The following is a 19,140-nucleotide window of genomic DNA, read 5'->3' as shown; positions in this document are numbered from 1 at the left end:
AGTCTTGCCGGAGAGGAGGGGGAACTATCGCAGAATGTTGCTGAAGTCACGATCTGTAACAGCTGCCCAGTGCTGCGTTCGGCTGCGCAGCAGTCGTAAAGCCTGCTGGAAAGCCAGCCTGACACACCCCTGCGCATTTATTTTACATATAAAATCAAGCAACTTATGTTGAGGCTGCTTCTTCGGAAGAAGTTGTGTCGTCAAATAAACTACTGTCACCGTCCAGAATTCTGCTGGCGAAGCTCTCGGTATCCATCTTCTTTTTACCTTCAGCGATATTCGTAAAATAGTTGAAGTCTAGATCTATCCAATTCTTGAGTTTGGTTTCGTAGTCGTTTGGATACTGTGCTTGCTCCACTGGGGGCAGACCCTTGTAATGGTCAAGGACGCTTTGGAAGAATTTGGTGAGTTTTCCGGTGCTGTTATATTCATATTCTGCTTCGGCCACCACTTTCTGTCGCCATGCAAATTCTTGTTTGGCTGACTCTTGCAACGCTGCCCGTCGTTCATTGACGGTAAAGGTGCCGCTGTCATCGTAAGTAATTAAAGCAAGCTGATCCATGGGCATCCCCGAAAACGGGTTTTTTCCGAGCCCGTTTGTATACTTTGTCGCACTTTTGGCGCGCGCTAATAATTCGGCATTATCTGTGTCGGGAACTTCAGAGTCGTGTTTTGACTTGTTGGCAGTATAATGATCGCTGTCCAACTCGTTGAATGTGTTTTTAGCCATCCAACTCAGTTCCGTTCTAGTTAGGCGTGCATCCCGGGCCTGTGCACGTACTGAGGCTTCGCTCAATTGGCTAGCTAGCGTGGAAACGGTACTACTATCTCGTGCCTTGCCAATTGGGCCTTGGGGTGTGTTTTGGTTCACACCTTGGTTTTTGCTGGGAGTCTCTGTCAATTTTTTTGTTCCAGCGGGCGCTTGGCTGTTGCTAACTGCAAAATTGTTTAGTGAATTAACCATTTTTTGCCACTCCCTGTTCGATGACTAAAATATGATAGATTGCCTAATTGCTATTGATGCTTTAGCAAGATCTTACAAGCCACTTAAGGCCCGCTACATGCTTTACTTCATTGTGATTACTACCGACCAAGCATAGGTGGATGGATTTGTTTTAGTTACCTTTATGGTGCAGGTCGCCCCGCCACTAGGCGTGGTCGTATTATTCCATTTTGGAATTTTGCTTGCGCCAAAGCCAGGGGTGGTCACAAATGTCGCTAAATAAACACATTCCTTATTGCCGATTTGATATCGTAAATTAGCATGGTTGTAATCAGGTGATATCTGGCTTTGTATGTCGTACGTATCCGAGCTATTTGCAGTCACGGACGCTTGTGGAGTGGGTGATGCATTTGCTCTCGTTATAGCTTCGTTGTTCGTTATGGGGGTATACGTAGCAGTCCGTGTTCCAAGATTCTTGAATGTAACTGTCACAGGCGGCCCAGCTACAGCTGAACCGATGTGGAATGTAGTCATCGCGAAAGCCGCAATTAAAGGCTTGGATATTTTCATGGGTGTTGCTCCCTGTAGTGCTGGTGCAGTATTCCATTTAGAAAATTGTACTCATAACAATCTATTATCTAAGCCATGTAACATGGACTTAAACTTTTCGAGCGGGTTGGCGAGCCGGTGACTGCGGAAAAACCGACGGACCGGAAGGTCTTTCCATGCACGACCATAATTCGAGAAAGGAATAAATCACTGGTTCGAACGTGGTCACGGTGCGTCGGGTGCTGTTCGAGTACCCAAACCCGTTGCTGACTGATCAGCTGGGAGTGAGCTTAGGAACCGGAGCTTTGCTGCGCAATCGGACGGGGAATGAGATCTTCGTAGGAAGTTGCCGGGATTCTTGCGGGCTTGAATACTGCAGCCTGCGGCAATTCCTACAGGTCAATCTGAAGGTCGTTTCGACTTTATCGCGAGCAGTCTCGCCCCCACGTAGATCTTCGATCTCCACCGGGTAATCGCCTGGAAGCGTTGAATGTGTCGACACCTACGGTGAACGACATCGTGCTCCAGCATCGGGGTGTCACTGCTGATATGGCTCTAAGGTTATCAATCTGTCTGGACACTACCCCAGAATTCTGGCTGAACCCCCACGCCAAAGCGTGGGGTTTTTATTCAAAATGCGTGAAGCATCTTCGCGGCTCTTTTCCACCAAGGCGCACTGATAGCAGGCCTTGAAGTCTCCTGATCAGGCAGCATCTGCGGCACATCCTGCAGCCGAATCCACGGCTGGTTATTCCAGTGCAGCAGGCTCAACGACATTTCCGGCCAATTGAGCAGGCTCAGTTGTGGGCGTTCGGTTGTGGTGGGGTGTTGGGCGTCCCGCAGGGCGGGGACGACTTCGTGGGTGAGCCATTCACGCAATGCTCGGTATTCGGGGCAGTAGTGGTAGACGAGCATGGCGTAGACACCGGATTCGCTGATCAGCAGGGTGTTTTCGATGCGGCCGTAGGTGAGGGTTCTGGTGGTTTTGTATTGGTCAGGATCGAGTTTTCGGACTTGGCGGTCGTTGAGGTGGATGCGTAGTAATCGGCCCAGGTCGCGGGCACTGAACCAGGGTTGGTTTTGTATTAGGAGGGCGTGGAGGTGGAGTTTGTGGCGGGTGAAGATGTGGGGGACCAGGTAAGTGTCATCGCTATTCATTGATACAGCTCCTTTTGCTTAAGGGCTGCCAGTAATTGTCGCCAAACAATTGGGTGGCAGTTGTACGCGGGTTGGCGAACCGGAGCAAAAGGAACCCGGCAGACCCGAAGATCTCCCACGCACAACCGCCATGGAGGTGGCGGAGTTAAACCCCACCTTCCGATTGTCGTCGTGTCCCTTAAGCTTCCAGGTCGCCAAACCCAGAGCTGAAAAATTCAGCTGGGGGTGAGCTTAAGAACCGGAACATTGCGGCGCAATCGGACGGCGGTGGTTTTTTTGTAGGACGTTGCCGGGATTTTTGCGAGGTTTGAGATCAAAAGATCGCAGCCTGCGGCAGCTCCTACAGGGGTGGTCTGTCCAGTGTGGGATAACTGGTAGACCGAGACGACCCCATTCGCGGGCAAGCCCGCTCCCACAGGGATCGCGTATTACAGAGGGTTTGGTGTGTTATTCGGTAGGCGGATTCAGCTTCGCTTCCATCTCCGCCACCTTCGTTTCGAGAGCCTCCAGCCGCGCCCGAGTGCGCGCCAATACAACCATCTGGCTGTCGAACTCTTCCCGGCTCACCAGATCCAGTTTGCTGAAGCCGCTCTGCAGCAACATTTTGAACTGGCTTTCGATTTCAGCTTTCGGCAGGGGCGTGTCGCCGCTGAAGAGGCGGGAGGCGGTGCCGGTGAGGGCGTCGAGGAAATCTTTTGGCGCGAGCATGGGCAATGTCCTGGAAACAATGACGGGCAGTGTATCACGCAGTGTCTATAGTCATTTGCGCGGGCAAGGGGTGCACGCTTTTCGCGCATTGGGACGGACGGCGTTGCACCGTTGTTGTGCGTAACGTGCGGGGTCTTGTCGCGAAGTACCCACCATCCACCTGTAATGGCTTGAAAACAGTCAGTTTTGTGGAGATGGCAAGCTTTCTGCTTAGATGCTGGTGACCCATGCACTGATGCAGTCGCTGTGACGAATGCAGTGCGCCAAACGGAACGCGGGGGAGTGTTTCGTGAGGAGCGGTTAGCTGGCGTCGGACGGGCAGGTAAGGCCGACGATGCGTTACAAAGCCAGGCACTGCGCTTAGACTTGAGACGGGTTTGTTTTCCTGGGGCAAGTCCACCAATTCGGGAGAGAGTTTTCATGAAGCTAGTCACTGCCATCATCAAGCCGTTCAAGCTGGACGACGTACGCGAGTCGCTGTCCGAGATCGGCGTGCAGGGCATTACCGTCACTGAAGTCAAAGGCTTTGGTCGGCAGAAGGGTCACACCGAGCTGTATCGCGGCGCGGAATACGTGGTCGATTTCCTGCCCAAGGTGAAGATCGACGTCGCCATCGACGACAAGGATCTGGACCGGGTAATCGAGGCCATCACCAAGGCTGCCAACACCGGCAAGATCGGTGACGGCAAGATCTTCGTGGTCAATCTGGAACAGGCGATTCGCATCCGTACCGGCGAAACCGATACCGACGCGATCTAAGCCGCCACAAACCCAACGCCCCAGGAGAAAACAATATGACTCTGCGTAAATTCGCAGGGCTAGGAGCCCTGTTGTCCCTCGTAATGCCCGGCCTGGCCATGGCGGCAGACGAAGTGGCGGCCCCAGTCCTCAACTCCGGCGATACCGCCTGGATGATGACCTCGACAGCCTTGGTGCTGTTCATGACCATTCCCGGCCTCGCGCTGTTCTACGGCGGCATGGTTCGGTCGAAAAACATTCTTTCCGTGATGATGCAGTGCTTCGCCATTACCGGTCTGATCAGCGTCCTGTGGGTCATTTATGGCTACAGCATCGCGTTCGACACGACGGGCATGGAGCAGGGCGTCGTCAACTTCAACTCATTCGTCGGCGGCATGGGCAAGGCATTCCTCGCCGGCATCACGCCAGCCAGTCTGACCGGCCCTGCGGCACTGTTTCCCGAGGCGGTGTTCGTCACCTTCCAGATGACCTTCGCGATCATCACCCCGGCGTTGATCGTCGGTGCATTCGCCGAGCGGATGAAATTCTCCGCGATGCTGGTCTTCATGGGCATCTGGTTCACCCTGGTTTACGCGCCGATTGCGCATATGGTCTGGTCTGGTAACGGCGGCCTGTTGTGGGACTGGGGCGTTCTGGACTTCGCCGGCGGCACCGTGGTGCACATCAACGCCGGTGTGGCCGGTCTGGTTGCCTGCCTGGTGCTCGGCAAGCGTAAAGGCTTCCCGACCACGCCAATGGCGCCGCACAACCTCGGTTACACCCTGATGGGCGCGGCCATGCTGTGGGTCGGCTGGTTCGGTTTCAACGCCGGTTCCGCCGCTGCGGCCAACGGCACCGCGGGCATGGCGATGCTGGTGACGCAAATCGCTACCGCCGCTGCGGCGCTGGGCTGGATGTTTGCCGAGTGGGTTACCCACGGCAAACCTAGCGCACTGGGTATCGCTTCGGGCGTGGTTGCCGGCCTGGTGGCAATCACCCCGGCTGCCGGCACCGTTGGCCCGATGGGCGCGCTGGTAATCGGTCTGGCGGCTGGCGTGGTGTGCTTCTTCTGCGCGACCACCCTGAAGCGCAAGCTCGGCTATGACGATTCCCTGGATGCCTTCGGCGTGCACGGTATCGGCGGTATCCTCGGCGCAATCCTGACCGGTGTGTTCGCTGCCCCGTCTCTGGGGGGCTTCGGCACCGTGACCGACATCGCTGCGCAAGTGTGGATTCAGTGCAAGGGCGTGGGCTTCACGGTGATCTACACCGCGATCGCCACGTTCATCATCCTCAAGGTGCTGGATGCGGTGATGGGGCTGCGCATCAACGAAGAAGAAGAAGCGGTCGGCATCGATCTGGCGCTTCACAACGAACGCGGCTACAACTTGTAAGCACGCACATAAAAAACTTGCCCGGCTTGCCGGGCATTTTTTTGTCTGGAATTTGTCATTGGAGGGCGAGCCGAAAGGTTTTTTCCTACAGGTTTTGCGATGTTTGCTTCGGGTGATTTCGTGCGGTCGAAGGCTTACAGGATTGAAGGAATATTAGGGCCTTTGTTTTTTCCCAGAGCGCGCTAGAATGCGCCCCGAACGTGCGGAGAACTGTATGTGGCAACAGACTCTGATTACCTTGCGGGCGAGGCCCCGGGGCTTTCATCTGGTAACGGACGAGTTACTCGCCGGCCTGCCTGAACTCAAGGCGTGTCGGGTCGGTCTGTTGCATTTGTGGCTGCAGCATACCTCGGCGTCGTTGACCATCAACGAGAACGCCGATCCGGCGGTACGTCGCGACTTCGAACGATTTTTCAATCGTCTGATCCCACAAGGAACAGACGGCTATGAGCATAACGACGAAGGCCTGGACGACCTCCCGGCGCACTTCAAGGCCAGCGTGCTTGGCTGTCAGCTCAGTTTGCCGATTTCGGCAGGCCGGTTGGCGTTAGGGACCTGGCAAGGCGTTTACCTGGGCGAGCACCGTGATCATGGCGGTGCCCGTAAAGTCCTCGCCACCGTGCACGGTGAAGGGGCATAACCGCTGGTCAGCAGCGGCTGTTGATTTTTTTCCGGCAGCCTTCGACAGAGGGCAAAGCTGGGCTATAACTAATCTGCTTTTCGCAAGTCATGAGGTAGAACATGAGCGACGATGATCTGGAAAACGACGACCTCGAAGTAGGCGACGACGACGAAACCGAAGAAGGTCTGGAAGCAGCGGCGGAAGACGTCGCTGAAGACGACGGCGGTGATGCGCCGGTTCCGACCGCCAAAGGCAAGGCCAAGGCAGCGGTATCTGTCGATGAGCTGCCGAGTGTCGAAGCCAAGAACAAGGAGCGCGACGCCCTGGCCAAGGCCATGGAAGAGTTCCTGGCGCGTGGCGGCAAGGTGCAGGAAGTGGAGGCCAATGTGGTCGCCGATCCGCCCAAGAAGCCTGACAACAAGTACGGCAGCCGGCCTATCTGAGCCCGCTTCGCGCTTGCTGAAAAAGCCCGCCGTCGCTGCGGGCTTTTTCATGCCCGGAACAAAATTTTCGGGTTGAACACAACCTACTGTGGGAGCGGGCTTGCTCCGGGCGGCGATCCGACGAAGGCGTCGTGTCAGCCAACATCAATGTCGACTGGTACACCGCATTCGCGAGCAAGCTCGCTCCCACAGGTTTTGTGTCAGGCCGAAGCTTTGTTCCACCGCGCCAACAACGCTGGCAACTCGGTCAGACTGCCAATCTGCGCATCCGGCAGCCGGTCCGCTTCCCAGGCCTTGCCCGCCGGGTTGAACCAGATCGCCCGCAACCCGGCCTGCTGCGCCCCGGCAATGTCATCGCCCGGATGATCGCCAATATGCACCGCCGTTTCAGCGGTCGCGCCACCGCGCTGCAAGGCCTCCTGGAACAATCGTGCGTCGGGTTTGGCGATGCCGATGTCTTCGGCGCACAGCGCAAACTTGAAGTAATCCGCCAGGCCCAGTCGACGAACATCGGCGTTGCCGTTGGTGACCACGCCGAGGGTGTAATGGTTGGCCAATACTTCCAGGGTCGGTTGCACCTCCGGGAAGATTTCCAGCTGATGTCGGGCATGCAGAAACACTTCGAAACTCTGATCGGCCAGGTCCGACGCTTCAGCATGGGGATATCCGGCTTCTTCCAGGGCCTGGAACAACACGCGCCGGCGCAAGGCGCTGATGCGGTGCTTGAGGTTCGGCTCGATGCTCAGGATGCGTTCGCGTATGGCCCACAAATGCTCCACCGGCACTGCACCCAGGTTGGGTGCATGCTCGGTCAGCCATGCGCGCAAAACGGCTTCGGCGCTGACGATCACCGGGGCGGTGTCCCACAGGGTGTCGTCGAGGTCGAAGGTGATCAACTGAATACTCATGAATCGTCGCCTTTCATGCGTTTGGCCCGTGGGTGGGCACTGTCGTAGACCGCTGCCAGATGCTGGAAGTCCAGGTGGGTGTAGATCTGCGTGGTCTTGATGTCCGAGTGGCCGAGCAGTTCCTGCACCGCCCGCAGATCCTGGGAGGATTCCAGCAAATGGCTGGCGAAGGAGTGCCGCAGCATGTGCGGGTGCAGGTTCTGCCCCAGTTCGCGCTCGCCGGCAGCCTTGACCCGCACCTGGATCGCCCGGGGACCGAGACGTCGACCTTGCTGGCTGACAAACACCGCATCGTCCGCCGGGTTGGCCATGGCCCGCAGTGGCAGCCACTGTTCCAGCGCCTCGCGGGCCTTTTTGCCTACTGGCAGCAGGCGAGTCTTGCTGCCCTTGCCTAGCACCTGGACCATGCCGTCCGCGAGGTCCAGTTGATCAAGATTGAGGCAGGTCAGTTCCGACAGGCGCAGCCCGGAGGAGTAGAACAGTTCGAGAATCGCCTGATCCCTGAGCGCCAGAAAGTCATCCTCTACACCGCCTTCAAGCAGTTGCAACGCGCGGTCGGTGTCGAGGGTTTTCGGCAGGCGGCGCTCGCCTTTCGGCGGCGCGAGACCATTGGCCGGATCGTGGTCGCACAGGCCTTCGCGGTTCAGGTAGTGATAGAGCCCGCGAACGGCTGACAGCAATCGCGCCAGGCTGCGGGACGATTGCCCCTGGGCGTGCAGGCGGGCAATCAGGCTGCGCAGGCGCTGGATGTCCAGCGCCGCCCAACTGCCGATGTTCTGTTTGGCGCACCAGCCCAGCACTTTATCGAGGTCGCGGCGATAGGCCGACAGCGTGTGCGGCGACACCTGCCGCTCACTGCGCAGGTGTTCGCAGTAAGCGTCCAGTTGTCGTTCCATGTTCAGCGTACCGAGCGCAGGGAGTTGTTGACCCGTGGCAGCACGCGACCCATGACTTCAGCGATGTAGCTCAGGAACAAGGTGCCCACCGAGCTTTTGTAGTGCTGCGGATCGCGGCTGGCGATGGCCAGGATGCCGTGGATGCCCTGGTGGCTGATGGCAACCACCGCGGTGGAGCCGATCTGCTTGCGCTGTTCTTCGCCGAACAGGAAGTCCAGCTCATGTTCGCGCAGGCTGCCGCTGACGCTTTTTTCTTCCGAGAGCAAGCCGCCAATGGCCACTTGTGCTTCGGCGTGAGTGGCCCAGCGGCCGACCGGCATGGCGTTGTCACCGAGCAGAATGAGGCTGACGAAGGGCACCTGGAATTCCTGGCGCAGGCTGTCTTCGACGCACATCACCACGTCTTCCAGGCTGGCGGCATCCATCAGCGCCAGGATCAGGCGACGGGTCTTGTCGAAGAGACGATCGTTGTCGCGGGCTACGTCCATCAGGTGCGACAGGCGATGACGCAACTCGATGTTGCGGTCGCGCAGGATGGTCATCTGACGCTCCACCAGCGACACGGTATCGCCGCGCCGATGGGGAATACGCAGGGACGGAAGCAGTTCTTCGTGCTCGACGAAGAAGTCCGGATGAGCCTCCAGGTACGCGGCTACAGCCGCCGCCTCCAGGCTTTCGGACGGCGATTCGTCAGCTTGTCGTGCGGGTACCTGGGGCTTGTCGGTCATGGATTTCGCTCACTCAAAGACGCACTTGTCCTTCATATACGCGCACTGCCGGGCCGGTCATCATCACCGGTTGGCCAGGGCCTGCCCATTCGATGGACAGGCGCCCGCCAGGCAGGTCGATCAATAGCGGCGAATCCATCCACCCCTGGCTGATCGCGGCCACTGCGGCGGCACAGGCGCCGGTTCCGCAAGCCTGGGTTTCCCCGGTTCCGCGTTCCCAGACGCGCAACTGCGCGCGGCTCCGGTCGATGACCTGGAGAAAACCGACATTGACCCGTGCCGGGAAGCGCGGGTGATGTTCGATTTTCGGCCCCAGTTCATGCACCGGCGCATTGTTGATATCGCTGACCCGCACCACGGCATGGGGGTTGCCCATGGATACCGCAGCCAGTTCGACCGGGGTGCCGTCGACGTCGACCTGATAACTCTTGGCCTGCTCCGTTGCCTGGAACGGGATATCCGCCGGCACCAGGCGCGGCGCGCCCATGTTGACGCTGATCTGGCCATCGTTGCGGATGTCCAGTTCGATGATGCCGCTTTTGGTCTCGACCCGAATCTGCCGCTTGGCGGTCAAGCGCTTGTCGAGCACGAAGCGGGCGAAGCAGCGCGCACCGTTGCCGCACTGTTCCACTTCGGAGCCGTCAGCGTTGAAGATCCGGTAGCGGAAGTCCACGTCCGGATTGCTCGGTGCCTCGACGATCAGTAACTGGTCGAAACCGACGCCGGTGTGCCGGTCGCCCCATTGTTTGGCGTGCTTGGGCAGAATGTGCGCGTGCTGGCTGACCAGGTCGAGGACCATGAAGTCATTACCCAGGCCGTGCATTTTGGTAAAACGCAGCAGCATGGTTTTACTCCGGCAGCAGGCTTTCGCCAGCAAACAACTCGGCTACCGTCTCACGGCGACGCACTTCAAATGCCTGATCACCGTCCACCAACACTTCAGCGGTACGGCCGCGGGTGTTGTAGTTGGAACTCATGACAAACCCGTAGGCGCCGGCCGAATGCACGGCCAGCAAGTCGCCTTCTTCCAGGGCCAGCTGACGATCCTTGGCCAGGAAGTCGCCGGTCTCGCAGATCGGGCCGACGATGTCGTAGGCGCGGGCGGCGGATTGACGCGGGCGCACGGCAGTGACGTCCATCCAGGCCTGGTACAGCGCCGGGCGGATCAGATCGTTCATGGCGGCGTCGACGATGGCGAAGTCTTTGTGCTCAGTGTGCTTGAGGTATTCGACCTGGGTCAGCAATACACCGGCGTTGGCTACGATGAAGCGGCCCGGTTCGAACACCAGCGCCAGGTCACGACCGTCGAGGCGTTCGCGCACGGCCTTGATGTAGTCGCCAGCCAATGGCGGCTCTTCATCGCGATAACGCACTCCCAAGCCACCACCGAGATCGATGTGGCGCAGGTAAATACCGCAATCGCCGAGGCGGTCGACCAGGCCCAGCAGGCGGTCGAGGGCATCGATGAACGGTGGCAGGGTGGTCAGTTGCGAACCGATGTGGCAATCGACGCCGACCACTTCCAGGTTCGGCAATTGCGCGGCACGCACGTACACGTCTTCGGCGTCGGCAATAGCGATGCCGAACTTGTTCTCTTTGAGACCGGTGGAAATGTACGGGTGGGTACCGGCATCGACGTCCGGGTTCACGCGCAGCGAAATCGGCGCGCGAACGCCCAGTTCGGCGGCGACTACTTGCAGGCGTTCCAGCTCGTCGGTGGACTCGACGTTGAAGCAGTGCACGCCGACTTCCAGGGCGCGACGCATGTCGTCACGGGTCTTGCCGACGCCGGAGAACACGATCTTGTCGGCGCTGCCGCCAGCGGCCAGTACGCGTTCCAGTTCGCCACGGGAGACGATATCGAAACCGGCGCCCAGACGCGCCAGGACATTCAGTACGCCCAGGTTGGAGTTGGCCTTGACCGCGAAGCAGACCAGGTGCGGCATGCCGGCCAGCGCATCGGCGTAAGCCAGGTATTGGGCTTCGATGTGTGCACGGGAGTAAACGTAGGTCGGTGTACCAAAGCGCTCGGCGATGGCAGACAGGGCAACACCTTCCGCGAACAGTTCACCGTCACGGTAGTTAAAAGCGTCCATGAGGTTCCCTTATTGGTAGACGTCGTGCTTGTGTGCTTTCGAGGCAGGCTGCTGTTGCGACGACTTGGCCTGCTCGGCAGGGTCCTGGTCTTCATCAGGCAGGTAGAGCGGCCCTTTTTGACCGCAGGCCGACACAAGGCAGGCGACCGCGAGGAGCGCAGCAAGGGAAGAGATCAGGCGCTTCATGGCGAAATCCTTGAAAATGCATTAATTGCGCCGGAGTATACCGGCCACCCGGCAGCTTGCCTATGCAGCGGGGCTCCCGTCCGGCGGGGCTTGGCCGTAAGCACATAGAACCCTGTGGGAGCGGGCTTGCCCGCGATGAGGCCATACCAGGCGCATTAATGTTGAATGTGAGGCCGCATCGCGAGCAAGCTCGCTCCCACAGGTAGGGCAACGGGTCATTATCCTTTGCATTCGACGGGGCTCGGTCGTATCTTGCGGCGCTTGAGCCTGATCAGACACTTTTTGAGGTTGCCGTAATGAGTTTGTCCGAAGCGCGTTTCCACGACCTGGTCGATGCCACCCAGCAAACTCTGGAGGACATCTTTGACGACAGCGACCTGGACATCGACCTCGAAAGCTCGGCCGGTGTGCTGACCGTCAAATTCGAGAACGGCAGCCAGCTGATCTTCAGTCGCCAGGAGCCGCTGCGTCAGCTGTGGCTGGCCGCGGTGTCCGGGGGCTTCCACTTCGACTATGACGAAGAAAGCGAGCGCTGGATGTGTGACAAGAGCGAAGAGCAGTTGGGTGAAATGCTCGAGCGTATCGTCCAGCAACAGGCCGGCGTCGAACTCGATTTCGAAGGCCTGTGAGATCGTGACCCAGCCTGCGCCTGTCCGCCCGCCCAAGCCGCTCTACAGCAATGTCAGCCCGGCGGTGCCATCGCCGTGCAGCGGTGTGTGTCGGCTGGACGAGCAAAAAGTCTGCCTGGGCTGCTTGCGCCATGTCGAAGATATTCGTGAATGGCGCTCGGCGGACGATGATCGCCGCCGCGTCATCTGCGCCCAGGCAGCGCAACGCAAAGCCGCCATTTAACGCCGTAACGCGATCCGTAGCAGCTGGCGAAGCCTGCGTTCGGCTGCGCAGCAGTCGTGAGATCAGACAATAAGGTGTACCAGGAATACCGAGCATTCAGGTTCTACGACTGCTGCGCAGCCGAACGCAGGCTTCGCCAGCTGCTACAAGGTGCATGGTCGGACCTGACTTGTATATTTTTTGAGCTGTGATAGTGTCCAGATATGCCTCAACCCATCGAGGCTTGTGAAAACCCCGCCTTTTTCTGGCGGGGTTTTGCTTTTTTCGTGCAGAAGAAAGGAGTCTGCCCTGATCATGACCGCACCTTCTATCACCCTTACCCGTCTGGACGTCCAGCGTCTGGAGCGTCTGATCGACAGCCTGGACGACACGCTGCCGGGCGTTATCGCGTTGCAAACCGAACTGGATCGCGCCGATACCGTAGTCGGCCACGATGAAGTGCCCGCCGATGTCGTGACCATGAATTCCCGTGTGCATTGCCGCGAAGAAGGCAGTGGCAAGGACTACCACCTGACCCTGGTGTACCCCAAGGATGCGAATGCCGACGAAGGCAAGGTCTCGATCCTGGCGCCGGTGGGCAGTGCGCTGCTCGGCCTGAAGGTTGGCCAGCATATCGATTGGCCGGCTCCGGGCGGCAAGACACTGAAGCTGACGTTGCTGGAAGTCGAATCGCAGCCGGCCAATGGCGGTGACTTCCCGGAGTGACATCCCCTCAGACCTGATCGAGCGCCTCGTTCAATGCGTGCTCCAGGTCAGCTTTGTAGCGCAGGTACAGATGCGTGGAACTCTGTCCTTCTCCGAGCAGGCCTGACAGGTCGAGGTCGGTGATGTAGCAGCGGTAGCGTTCGGTTTCCCGGCGCTGCCCGACGATTTCCCGGGCGACCACACTGAACAGTTGGTCGCCATGCTCCAGCTCGGAAAACTCCCTTTGATTGCAATACAGCGAGACCTGCACCTGGCCCGGTGCGGCTTTGCCGACGATCGCCTGCACGTCGTAGAACGGTTTGTTCACCGGCGTCTGTGGTGCTGGTCGGGCTTCGATACGGCGCGCCCGGCCAGGGCCTGACGGCAGCAACTGGCAATACAGGGTGTCGAGGTTCGGCGGGTGGGCCGCGTCCATCGGCAACAAGGCATCGCGACGGTACTGGATCGATTGCAGGAAACGCTGCAGCGGCACCAGCAGGCTTTGCTCATCGTGCCAGGGCAGGCGTTGCTGCCACAGGGCATTGAACTCATCGAGCACGTACAGATCGGCCTGATCTTCGTTGACCCGGTAGAACACTTGAATGCAATCCGGCTGGCCCGTCGGCAGGAGCAGCGCAAGGTCGTGCTCTTCCAGTGCCTTCGGGTCCAGGTGAAGCGGGCTGTAGCTCGCCATCTCCTCGCCCAGGTAATCGATCAACGCCGGCAGAGTAGTCAGCGCGATGTGCTGAACCTGGCCCGGCACCAACTCCAGCACGTGGTAGTGCTGCTGGACCTGGATCAGGTAGCGATGATTGAGCTGGCTCAGCAGCAGGTTCTGCGCGGTATCGAGGATTTCCTCGACCCGTTGGGCAATGAACTGCGCACGGTTATGGCAGAAGCAACGCACCCTCAGCTTCGGCTGTTGTGGCCCGGCCGGCAGGTTGTTGAGGTAGTCGCGGATGCAGTCGAGCAGGGCATGGGGGCCGTCGTAGCGGCCGACCAGCACTTCGTTCCAGCTATTGAGCGTGACCTGGTCCAGGGTCAGCACCAGATTTTCCCGGACGCCGGCGTAGCTCAGGGAATCGGTGCGCTCGGTGGTCATCAGGATATTCAGGTCGCGATGATGCTTGAGCGGATCGATGCCGACATTCACCAGCATCAGCACTTCACTCGGTACGCTGGCGCGCAGCAGAGGTTCTTCGGCGACGGTGGGCAGGGGCAGGGCGATCGTCTGTTGCAGGCTGCCGAGCAGGTTGAACAGTTCGAATTCGCTCAAGTCGCTGCTGCCGGGGTGCAAGGCCAGGCGGGTACTGCTGTCGATCACGCCATTGCGGTGGCACCAGGTCAGCAGCTCGAGCAAGTGACGGCTGCGTTTGATCGGCGCGAAATGCTCCCACTCCAGCGCCGTCAGGCTGCCGTTGTACAAGCCCCACTGGCCTTGCCCCGGTTCTTTCTTGTTCGGCGCGTACACCAGCGTCAGGGTGTCTTCCGCCAAGTCCGGGGCGATACCGGGGTTGATGAACTCGACTTTGCCGGCCTTGCGCTCGAACGCGGCGTACAGTCGACGGCCCAAGACGCTCAGATCGCGCTTGTTGATGCGGCTGACCGTTTGTTCGTGGCGGGCAAACTGGGTGAGGAAGCGGTAGCTGTAGTTCAGCTCGTTGACCAGGGCCCGCCGCTCGGAGCTGACCTGGCGGACTTTCCACTGGCTGCGGCTGTCGAGCAGGGCCAGTTGGCGCTGGTTCCAGTGCCATTCATGGGTCAGGCGCTCAAGCAAAGAGCGCTGCCAGCTTTGGGTGCGGCTGTTGCCGGTGAGTTTGCGATTGACCTTCAGGTACAGCGCGCGACGCACCAGTTCCAGCCGTTCCGGTTCGTTGCGGGCGATCAGGTACTCCTCGATGCGCCGGTACACCACGACGTACGGATCCAGCTCGTCGAGGTCGAGGCGGTTGGCGAACACCGCTTGCTTGAAGCGCAGGCTCAGGCAATGGACCCTGGGGTGTTCACTGGCGTAAACCTCAGTCAGCAACAGCTTGAGTACCGACTTGTAGGGCGACTCGAGGCCCTTGAACAGCTGCCAGAGCCCGGCGCCGATAAATTCGCCGGGCGGGATGTAGGCCAGGTTACCGAGGTCGAGGGTTTCATCGGCACGGATGAAGCGTTTGGAGATCAAGGTATGGGTGTAGCGGTCGTAGCTCGATTCTTCGTAGACCGGCACCAGCCACCAGATCGGTGTCCGCCCGGCGAGCCATATCGCGGTGCGGTAAAACTCGTCCAGCAACAGGTAGTGCTGGGTGGTGCCGCAATCTTCCGAGCTCAGCTGGGTATCGCGCTCGCCACGGACGAAACGGGTCGGGTCGATCAGGAAAAAATGCGCCTCGGCGCCCTGGCTGGCGGCCCAGGTTTCCAGCAACTGGCATTTTTTGCGCAGCTCGGCGAGTTCGTTCTCGGTCAGGTCGGGTCCATGGCAAACCCACACATCCATATCGCTCTGGTCAGCCTGCGCCAGGGTGCCGAGGCTGCCCATCAGGAACAGTCCGTGAATTGGCCGGGGCGGGTTGCTGCCGTGGCGCGGTTTGTAGGAAAACGAGCGAGTCAGGCGCTGGGCTTCAGCGAGGACATTGGCATCCGGCTCGAAATTCGACAGCCCGGCTGGCGTGCTGCTGGAAACGTAGCCGGGCAACAGCGGATGATTAACGTGGAAAAACAGCGGCAGCAAGGTCAGGACCCCTTGCTGGCGGGTCGACAACCCTTCCATGGCGCGAGCCATGCGTCCTTCGTTGAGCTTCAGAAAGCGTGCGCGCAGCTGGCTGAGAACCTTGCGGTCGATTCCCTCGTCCAGATCAGGGCGGATTTCATGGGTGCGGGTCATGTCAGCTCAAACCGGCTCGCAGGGCTCGGATGTGGGGCTCTTCGGATGACGGGCAGTTTAGCGCCTTGAGGCGAGGACTTTTAAGCGGATTTGTTTTTCTGGCGTCAGATTTCTATCGGTGGAGATAGAAGTCAGGGGGGATGTGCCCGCGGAAATCCCTGGATCGGGGTCTCCGTGGGCGATGCGGCAGAATTCAGGCTGTTACTTCGGCGTTAAGAATAGTCAGCACGCTTTGCACATTTTGCGCGGCATCACGACCCAGGCTGGTCAGGTAACCGCCATCAGGCTGGTCGGTCAGTTCTTTTTCAAAGAGGCGTTTGGCGGCGGCAATGTGTTTCGGGGCAGCGGTCTGATGAATTTTCAGACCTTCCTGGGAACTGTCCAGGTTGAAGAGTGCGAGGACTTCCAGTTCGGCAACCAGCTCAGGGGTAAGCGACATAAGGACTCCAGACTTTCTAGGAATTGGACGACAGCGCCCCTAAGGTGAACCCGCTTGTCCGGCATGTCCAGTGCTGGCGACAGGGTTTTTTCCTCTGTAGGAGCAGCCGGTCGACGCTCGATTGCTCGCGAAGGTCTTCAACGATGACGCTGGAAACCTGACGCCCCGCGGCGCTCTCGGGTTTTTCGCGAGCCAGCTCGCTCCTACAGGGGGGGCGTAGGCCTACTGCTTTTCCGGTGGCAACTCGGGCAATGCGCGTAGCGCAGCTTCGTACCATTCGGTGTTGAACGCGCGGTCTTCTTCGAGGATTGCGTCGATTTCTACCGCCAAAACGTGAGCCATCAGGTTGAGGATTTCTTCCCGCTCGTAACCCACCAGCGTCAGTTTGTTGAACGTCGCCTTGGCCGCTGGCGGGTTGTCGCTTTCGATCTGGTTTTCGATGGCCTGGATCAGGGTACTCTCGGCGAACTCTTCTTCGTCGTTGTCGATATCGTTCAGCTCGCTCATGGCAGGCTCCTCAGGGAAAGGAGGCCAGTTTAACCGCATTCAACCGCGTGATGCTGCTGGCAAGAATCCCCGGAGCGTTCTATAAACAGGCACTGCCCACCCCGCACGGCCTGGAGGCTATGTGATGTTTAAACTTTATGGATTTTGTGTCAGCAACTACTACAACATGGTCAAGCTGGCGTTGCTGGAAAAAGGCCTGCCGTTCGAGGAGGTCATGTTCGTCCCGACCCAGACCCCGGAGTCATTGGCGATCAGCCCGCGGGGCAAGGTCCCGGTGCTGGGCGTCGAGCAGGGCTACATCAACGAAACCAGTGTGATTCTCGAGTACATCGAACAAGCCCAAAGGGGCAAGCCGCTGCTGCCGAATGAGCCGTTCGAGCGCGCGCAGGTGCTGGCGTTGGCCAAGGAAATCGAGCTGTACATCGAACTGCCGGCGCGTGCCTGCTTCCCGGAGGCATTTTTTGGCATGACGGTGCCGGAGGCGATCAAGGAAAAGAGCAAGGCTGAGTTGCTACTGGGGTTTGCCTCCCTGGCCAGGCACGGCAAATTCGCCCCTTATGTGGCTGGAGAAAGCTTGAGCATTGCCGATCTGTACTTCCAGTACAGCGTGCCGCTGGCGTGTGGTGTGGCGCAGAAGTTGTTCGGCATTGACTTGTTGGCTGAAATGCCGAAGGCCAAGGCGTTGCTGGAGCGGTTTGGGGAAAACCCGAATGTGCAGCGCGTGGCGGCGGATCGGGAAGCGGCGATGCCGGCGTTCATGGCGATGATTGCGGCCAAGAAGTAGTTCTGTGGTGTTCTGAAGTCAGTCATCGCGGGCAAGCCCGCTCCCACAAGATTTGTGTCGTGCCGCAGACTCGCGAACGACACACAACCCTGTGGGAGCGGGCTTGCTCCGGGCGGCGATCCGACGAAGCTTTTAGCGGCTGGCCAGAAGTGCCTGACCGCGCGCTACAGCAGCCTTCACCTGCGCCGGCGCGGTGCCGCCGATGTGGTTGCGGGCATTGACCGAGCCTTCCAGGGTCAGTACGGCGAACACGTCCTGATCGATCTGGTCGCTGAACTTGCGCAGTTCTTCCAGGCTCATTTCCGCCAGGTCCTTGCCGCTGTCCACGCCGTATTTCACGGCATGACCAACGATTTCGTGGCAATCACGAAATGGCAGGCCGCGACGCACCAGGTAGTCGGCCAGGTCGGTGGCGGTGGAGAAGCCGCGCAGTGCCGCTTCGCGCATCATCGCGTGCTTTGGCTTGATCGCCGGAACCATGTCGGCAAAGGCCCGTAGCGAGTCGCGCAAGGTGTCGGCGGCGTCAAACAGGGGTTCCTTGTCTTCCTGGTTGTCCTTGTTGTAGGCCAGTGGCTGGCCTTTCATCAGGGTCAACAGGCCCATCAGCGCGCCGAATACGCGACCGGTCTTGCCGCGTACGAGCTCCGGCACGTCCGGGTTTTTCTTTTGCGGCATGATCGAGCTGCCGGTGCAGAAACGGTCGGGCAGATCGATGAACTGGAACTGCGCGCTGGTCCACAGCACCAGCTCTTCGGAGAAACGCGACAGGTGCATCATCGCGATACTGGCGGCTGAGCAGAATTCGATGGCGAAATCGCGATCGGAGACGTTATCCAGCGAATTGCCGCCAACCGCGTCGAAACCCAGCAATTGGGCGGTGTACTCACGATCGATCGGGTAAGTGGTGCCGGCCAGCGCTGCGCTGCCCAGTGGCATGCGATTGGTGCGCTTGCGGCAGTCGACCAGGCGTTCGTAGTCGCGGCTGAGCATTTCGAACCAGGCCAGCATGTGGTGCCCGAACGTCACCGGCTGTGCAGTCTGCAGGTGGGTGAAACCCGGCATGATGCTGGCGGCTTCGCGCTCGGCCTGCTCCAGCAGGCCTTTTTGCAGGCGGGTGATTTCGGCCAGGATCAGGTCGATCTCGTCACGCAGCCACAGACGGATGTCGGTGGCGACCTGGTCGTTACGGCTGCGGCCGGTGTGCAGTTTTTTACCGGTCACGCCGATGCGGTCGGTCAGCCGTGCCTCGATGTTCATGTGGACGTCTTCGAGGTCGATGCGCCAGTCGAACTGGCCGGCCTCGATTTCACCCTGGATGGTCTTCAGGCCATCGATGATGCTGTCGCGCTCGGCATCGGTCAGCACGCCGACCTTGGCCAGCATGGTGGCGTGGGCGATCGAGCCCATGATGTCGTGGCGATACAGGCGCTGGTCGAAGGTGACGGAGGCGGTGAAGCGGGCGACGAAGGCGTCGACGGGTTCACTGAAGCGGCCGCCCCAGGACTGATTGGTCTTGTCAGTGCTCATGAATTCGCTCGTATCGGCTTGAAGTAAGAAGGCGTGGAACGCTGGCGCGGATAATAACAGGGTTGCCAATCCTGTCGCTGACACTGGTCGACACGTTTTTTTGTGT

Annotated in this window: 22 protein-coding genes and 1 pseudogene; 9 read left to right on the top strand and 14 right to left on the bottom strand. The window is 59.3% G+C overall.

What is annotated here, in order from left to right; genetic code table 11:
* Nucleotides 1-163: 163 nt before the first annotated feature.
* Nucleotides 164-964 (bottom strand): hypothetical protein, encoded by an 801-nt coding sequence (locus ACEN8Z_RS02005; protein WP_495596630.1) that lies wholly within the window; start codon nt 962-964, stop codon nt 164-166.
* Between the two features lie 102 nt (nt 965-1,066).
* A complete protein-coding gene (locus ACEN8Z_RS02000; RefSeq protein ID WP_495596629.1) occupies nt 1,067-1,513 on the bottom strand; it encodes a hypothetical protein in 447 nt (148 codons plus the stop codon).
* A 462-nt stretch (nt 1,514-1,975) separates the two neighbouring features.
* On the opposite strand from ACEN8Z_RS02000, the pseudogene ACEN8Z_RS01995 reads away from it, so the two are divergent.
* A pseudogene (locus ACEN8Z_RS01995) lies at nt 1,976-2,095 on the top strand (HigA family addiction module antitoxin); the annotation flags it as partial.
* Nucleotides 2,096-2,122: 27 nt separating this feature from the next.
* On the opposite strand, the gene ACEN8Z_RS01990 reads toward ACEN8Z_RS01995, so the two are convergent.
* Both ACEN8Z_RS01990 and ACEN8Z_RS01985 read right to left on the bottom strand, forming a co-directional pair.
* Nucleotides 2,123-2,650: a BRO-N domain-containing protein gene (locus ACEN8Z_RS01990; RefSeq protein ID WP_495596628.1), complete on the bottom strand. Its 528-nt coding sequence runs from the start codon at nt 2,648-2,650 to the stop codon at nt 2,123-2,125.
* Between the two features lie 447 nt (nt 2,651-3,097).
* Nucleotides 3,098-3,358 carry an accessory factor UbiK family protein gene (locus ACEN8Z_RS01985; RefSeq protein ID WP_007980822.1) on the bottom strand — a complete coding sequence of 87 codons (261 nt, stop codon included), beginning with the start codon at nt 3,356-3,358 and terminating at the stop codon, nt 3,098-3,100.
* Nucleotides 3,359-3,778: 420 nt separating this feature from the next.
* On the opposite strand from ACEN8Z_RS01985, the gene glnK reads away from it, so the two are divergent.
* The 4 genes from glnK to sutA all read left to right on the top strand — a co-directional run bounded on the left by glnK (nt 3,779) and on the right by sutA (nt 6,555).
* Entirely contained in the window at nt 3,779-4,117 is a 339-nt protein-coding gene (gene glnK / locus ACEN8Z_RS01980; protein ID WP_002555808.1) for a P-II family nitrogen regulator, read from the top strand.
* Nucleotides 4,118-4,152: 35 nt separating this feature from the next.
* On the top strand, nt 4,153-5,490 hold the full coding sequence (locus tag ACEN8Z_RS01975) for an ammonium transporter (RefSeq protein WP_007996254.1): 1,338 nt from the start codon (nt 4,153-4,155) through the stop codon (nt 5,488-5,490).
* A 214-nt stretch (nt 5,491-5,704) separates the two neighbouring features.
* A complete protein-coding gene (locus ACEN8Z_RS01970; RefSeq protein WP_007989493.1) occupies nt 5,705-6,130 on the top strand; it encodes a secondary thiamine-phosphate synthase enzyme YjbQ in 426 nt (141 codons plus the stop codon).
* Nucleotides 6,131-6,231: 101 nt separating this feature from the next.
* Nucleotides 6,232-6,555 (top strand): dormancy-specific transcriptional regulator SutA, encoded by a 324-nt coding sequence (sutA, locus tag ACEN8Z_RS01965; RefSeq protein ID WP_007980816.1) that lies wholly within the window; start codon nt 6,232-6,234, stop codon nt 6,553-6,555.
* Between the two features lie 200 nt (nt 6,556-6,755).
* Here the strand turns inward: sutA and ACEN8Z_RS01960 are convergent, their stop codons facing one another.
* The 6 genes from ACEN8Z_RS01960 to lptM are packed head-to-tail and all read right to left on the bottom strand — an operon-like array spanning nt 6,756 to nt 11,369.
* Nucleotides 6,756-7,463, bottom strand: coding sequence for an HAD family hydrolase (locus ACEN8Z_RS01960; protein ID WP_495596627.1), 708 nt, complete (start codon nt 7,461-7,463; stop codon nt 6,756-6,758).
* A complete protein-coding gene (gene xerC / locus ACEN8Z_RS01955) occupies nt 7,460-8,359 on the bottom strand; it encodes a tyrosine recombinase XerC (RefSeq protein WP_495596626.1) in 900 nt (299 codons plus the stop codon). The genes ACEN8Z_RS01960 and xerC overlap by 4 nt, the downstream gene beginning before the upstream one ends.
* Before the next feature lie 2 nt (nt 8,360-8,361).
* A complete protein-coding gene (locus tag ACEN8Z_RS01950) occupies nt 8,362-9,087 on the bottom strand; it encodes a DUF484 family protein (RefSeq protein WP_085716236.1) in 726 nt (241 codons plus the stop codon).
* Between the two features lie 13 nt (nt 9,088-9,100).
* A complete protein-coding gene (dapF, locus tag ACEN8Z_RS01945; protein ID WP_007989473.1) occupies nt 9,101-9,931 on the bottom strand; it encodes a diaminopimelate epimerase in 831 nt (276 codons plus the stop codon).
* Between the two features lie 4 nt (nt 9,932-9,935).
* Nucleotides 9,936-11,183, bottom strand: a complete 1,248-nt coding sequence (gene lysA, locus ACEN8Z_RS01940) for a diaminopimelate decarboxylase (protein WP_116262304.1) — start codon at nt 11,181-11,183, stop codon at nt 9,936-9,938.
* A 9-nt stretch (nt 11,184-11,192) separates the two neighbouring features.
* Nucleotides 11,193-11,369 carry an LPS translocon maturation chaperone LptM gene (gene lptM / locus ACEN8Z_RS01935; RefSeq protein ID WP_007992225.1) on the bottom strand — a complete coding sequence of 59 codons (177 nt, stop codon included), beginning with the start codon at nt 11,367-11,369 and terminating at the stop codon, nt 11,193-11,195.
* A gap of 296 nt (nt 11,370-11,665) precedes the next feature.
* Between lptM and cyaY the strand changes: the two genes are divergently transcribed.
* The 3 genes from cyaY to rnk all read left to right on the top strand — a co-directional run bounded on the left by cyaY (nt 11,666) and on the right by rnk (nt 12,926).
* Nucleotides 11,666-11,998, top strand: a complete 333-nt coding sequence (cyaY, locus tag ACEN8Z_RS01930; RefSeq protein ID WP_007980802.1) for an iron donor protein CyaY — start codon at nt 11,666-11,668, stop codon at nt 11,996-11,998.
* 4 nt (nt 11,999-12,002) lie between these two features.
* Nucleotides 12,003-12,221, top strand: a complete 219-nt coding sequence (locus tag ACEN8Z_RS01925) for a DUF1289 domain-containing protein (RefSeq protein WP_310055720.1) — start codon at nt 12,003-12,005, stop codon at nt 12,219-12,221.
* Between the two features lie 294 nt (nt 12,222-12,515).
* Entirely contained in the window at nt 12,516-12,926 is a 411-nt protein-coding gene (gene rnk, locus ACEN8Z_RS01920; RefSeq protein ID WP_008001484.1) for a nucleoside diphosphate kinase regulator, read from the top strand.
* Between the two features lie 7 nt (nt 12,927-12,933).
* On the opposite strand, the gene ACEN8Z_RS01915 is transcribed toward rnk, so the two are convergent.
* The 3 genes from ACEN8Z_RS01915 to ACEN8Z_RS01905 all read right to left on the bottom strand — a co-directional run bounded on the left by ACEN8Z_RS01915 (nt 12,934) and on the right by ACEN8Z_RS01905 (nt 16,723).
* Entirely contained in the window at nt 12,934-15,777 is a 2,844-nt protein-coding gene (locus tag ACEN8Z_RS01915) for a class I adenylate cyclase (protein WP_495596625.1), read from the bottom strand.
* A 193-nt stretch (nt 15,778-15,970) separates the two neighbouring features.
* On the bottom strand, nt 15,971-16,216 hold the full coding sequence (locus tag ACEN8Z_RS01910) for a TIGR02647 family protein (RefSeq protein ID WP_007980796.1): 246 nt from the start codon (nt 16,214-16,216) through the stop codon (nt 15,971-15,973).
* Nucleotides 16,217-16,438: 222 nt separating this feature from the next.
* Nucleotides 16,439-16,723, bottom strand: a complete 285-nt coding sequence (locus tag ACEN8Z_RS01905) for a hypothetical protein (RefSeq protein ID WP_007992234.1) — start codon at nt 16,721-16,723, stop codon at nt 16,439-16,441.
* 124 nt (nt 16,724-16,847) lie between these two features.
* Between ACEN8Z_RS01905 and ACEN8Z_RS01900 the strand changes: the two genes are divergently transcribed.
* Nucleotides 16,848-17,507: a glutathione S-transferase family protein gene (locus ACEN8Z_RS01900; RefSeq protein WP_495596624.1), complete on the top strand. Its 660-nt coding sequence runs from the start codon at nt 16,848-16,850 to the stop codon at nt 17,505-17,507.
* A 132-nt stretch (nt 17,508-17,639) separates the two neighbouring features.
* Here ACEN8Z_RS01900 and argH read toward each other — a convergent pair whose 3' ends face one another.
* Complete coding sequence (gene argH / locus ACEN8Z_RS01895) at nt 17,640-19,034, bottom strand: argininosuccinate lyase (RefSeq protein WP_007978825.1); 1,395 nt, start codon at nt 19,032-19,034, stop codon at nt 17,640-17,642.
* Nucleotides 19,035-19,140 lie beyond the last annotated feature (106 nt).

The organism is Pseudomonas sp. Pseusp10 (assembly GCF_059492225.1).
The sequence above is the reverse complement of the archived record's forward strand: the minus strand, read 5'-3'. Positions and strand labels throughout refer to the sequence as shown.

Excerpts from the sequence above, each read along its gene's own strand:
- ACEN8Z_RS02005 (WP_495596630.1), bottom strand. The coding sequence starts at position 964 with ATGGTTAATTCACTAAACAATTTTGCAGTTAGCAACAGCCAAGCGCCC.
- ACEN8Z_RS02000 (WP_495596629.1), bottom strand. The coding sequence starts at position 1,513 with ATGAAAATATCCAAGCCTTTAATTGCGGCTTTCGCGATGACTACATTC.
- ACEN8Z_RS01990 (WP_495596628.1), bottom strand. The coding sequence starts at position 2,650 with ATGAATAGCGATGACACTTACCTGGTCCCCCACATCTTCACCCGCCAC.
- ACEN8Z_RS01985 (WP_007980822.1), bottom strand. The coding sequence starts at position 3,358 with ATGCTCGCGCCAAAAGATTTCCTCGACGCCCTCACCGGCACCGCCTCC.
- glnK (WP_002555808.1), top strand. The coding sequence starts at position 3,779 with ATGAAGCTAGTCACTGCCATCATCAAGCCGTTCAAGCTGGACGACGTA.
- ACEN8Z_RS01975 (WP_007996254.1), top strand. The coding sequence starts at position 4,153 with ATGACTCTGCGTAAATTCGCAGGGCTAGGAGCCCTGTTGTCCCTCGTA.
- ACEN8Z_RS01970 (WP_007989493.1), top strand. The coding sequence starts at position 5,705 with ATGTGGCAACAGACTCTGATTACCTTGCGGGCGAGGCCCCGGGGCTTT.
- sutA (WP_007980816.1), top strand. The coding sequence starts at position 6,232 with ATGAGCGACGATGATCTGGAAAACGACGACCTCGAAGTAGGCGACGAC.
- ACEN8Z_RS01960 (WP_495596627.1), bottom strand. The coding sequence starts at position 7,463 with ATGAGTATTCAGTTGATCACCTTCGACCTCGACGACACCCTGTGGGAC.
- xerC (WP_495596626.1), bottom strand. The coding sequence starts at position 8,359 with ATGGAACGACAACTGGACGCTTACTGCGAACACCTGCGCAGTGAGCGG.
- ACEN8Z_RS01950 (WP_085716236.1), bottom strand. The coding sequence starts at position 9,087 with ATGACCGACAAGCCCCAGGTACCCGCACGACAAGCTGACGAATCGCCG.
- dapF (WP_007989473.1), bottom strand. The coding sequence starts at position 9,931 with ATGCTGCTGCGTTTTACCAAAATGCACGGCCTGGGTAATGACTTCATG.
- lysA (WP_116262304.1), bottom strand. The coding sequence starts at position 11,183 with ATGGACGCTTTTAACTACCGTGACGGTGAACTGTTCGCGGAAGGTGTT.
- lptM (WP_007992225.1), bottom strand. The coding sequence starts at position 11,369 with ATGAAGCGCCTGATCTCTTCCCTTGCTGCGCTCCTCGCGGTCGCCTGC.
- cyaY (WP_007980802.1), top strand. The coding sequence starts at position 11,666 with ATGAGTTTGTCCGAAGCGCGTTTCCACGACCTGGTCGATGCCACCCAG.
- rnk (WP_008001484.1), top strand. The coding sequence starts at position 12,516 with ATGACCGCACCTTCTATCACCCTTACCCGTCTGGACGTCCAGCGTCTG.
- ACEN8Z_RS01915 (WP_495596625.1), bottom strand. The coding sequence starts at position 15,777 with ATGACCCGCACCCATGAAATCCGCCCTGATCTGGACGAGGGAATCGAC.
- ACEN8Z_RS01910 (WP_007980796.1), bottom strand. The coding sequence starts at position 16,216 with ATGTCGCTTACCCCTGAGCTGGTTGCCGAACTGGAAGTCCTCGCACTC.
- ACEN8Z_RS01905 (WP_007992234.1), bottom strand. The coding sequence starts at position 16,723 with ATGAGCGAGCTGAACGATATCGACAACGACGAAGAAGAGTTCGCCGAG.
- ACEN8Z_RS01900 (WP_495596624.1), top strand. The coding sequence starts at position 16,848 with ATGTTTAAACTTTATGGATTTTGTGTCAGCAACTACTACAACATGGTC.
- argH (WP_007978825.1), bottom strand. The coding sequence starts at position 19,034 with ATGAGCACTGACAAGACCAATCAGTCCTGGGGCGGCCGCTTCAGTGAA.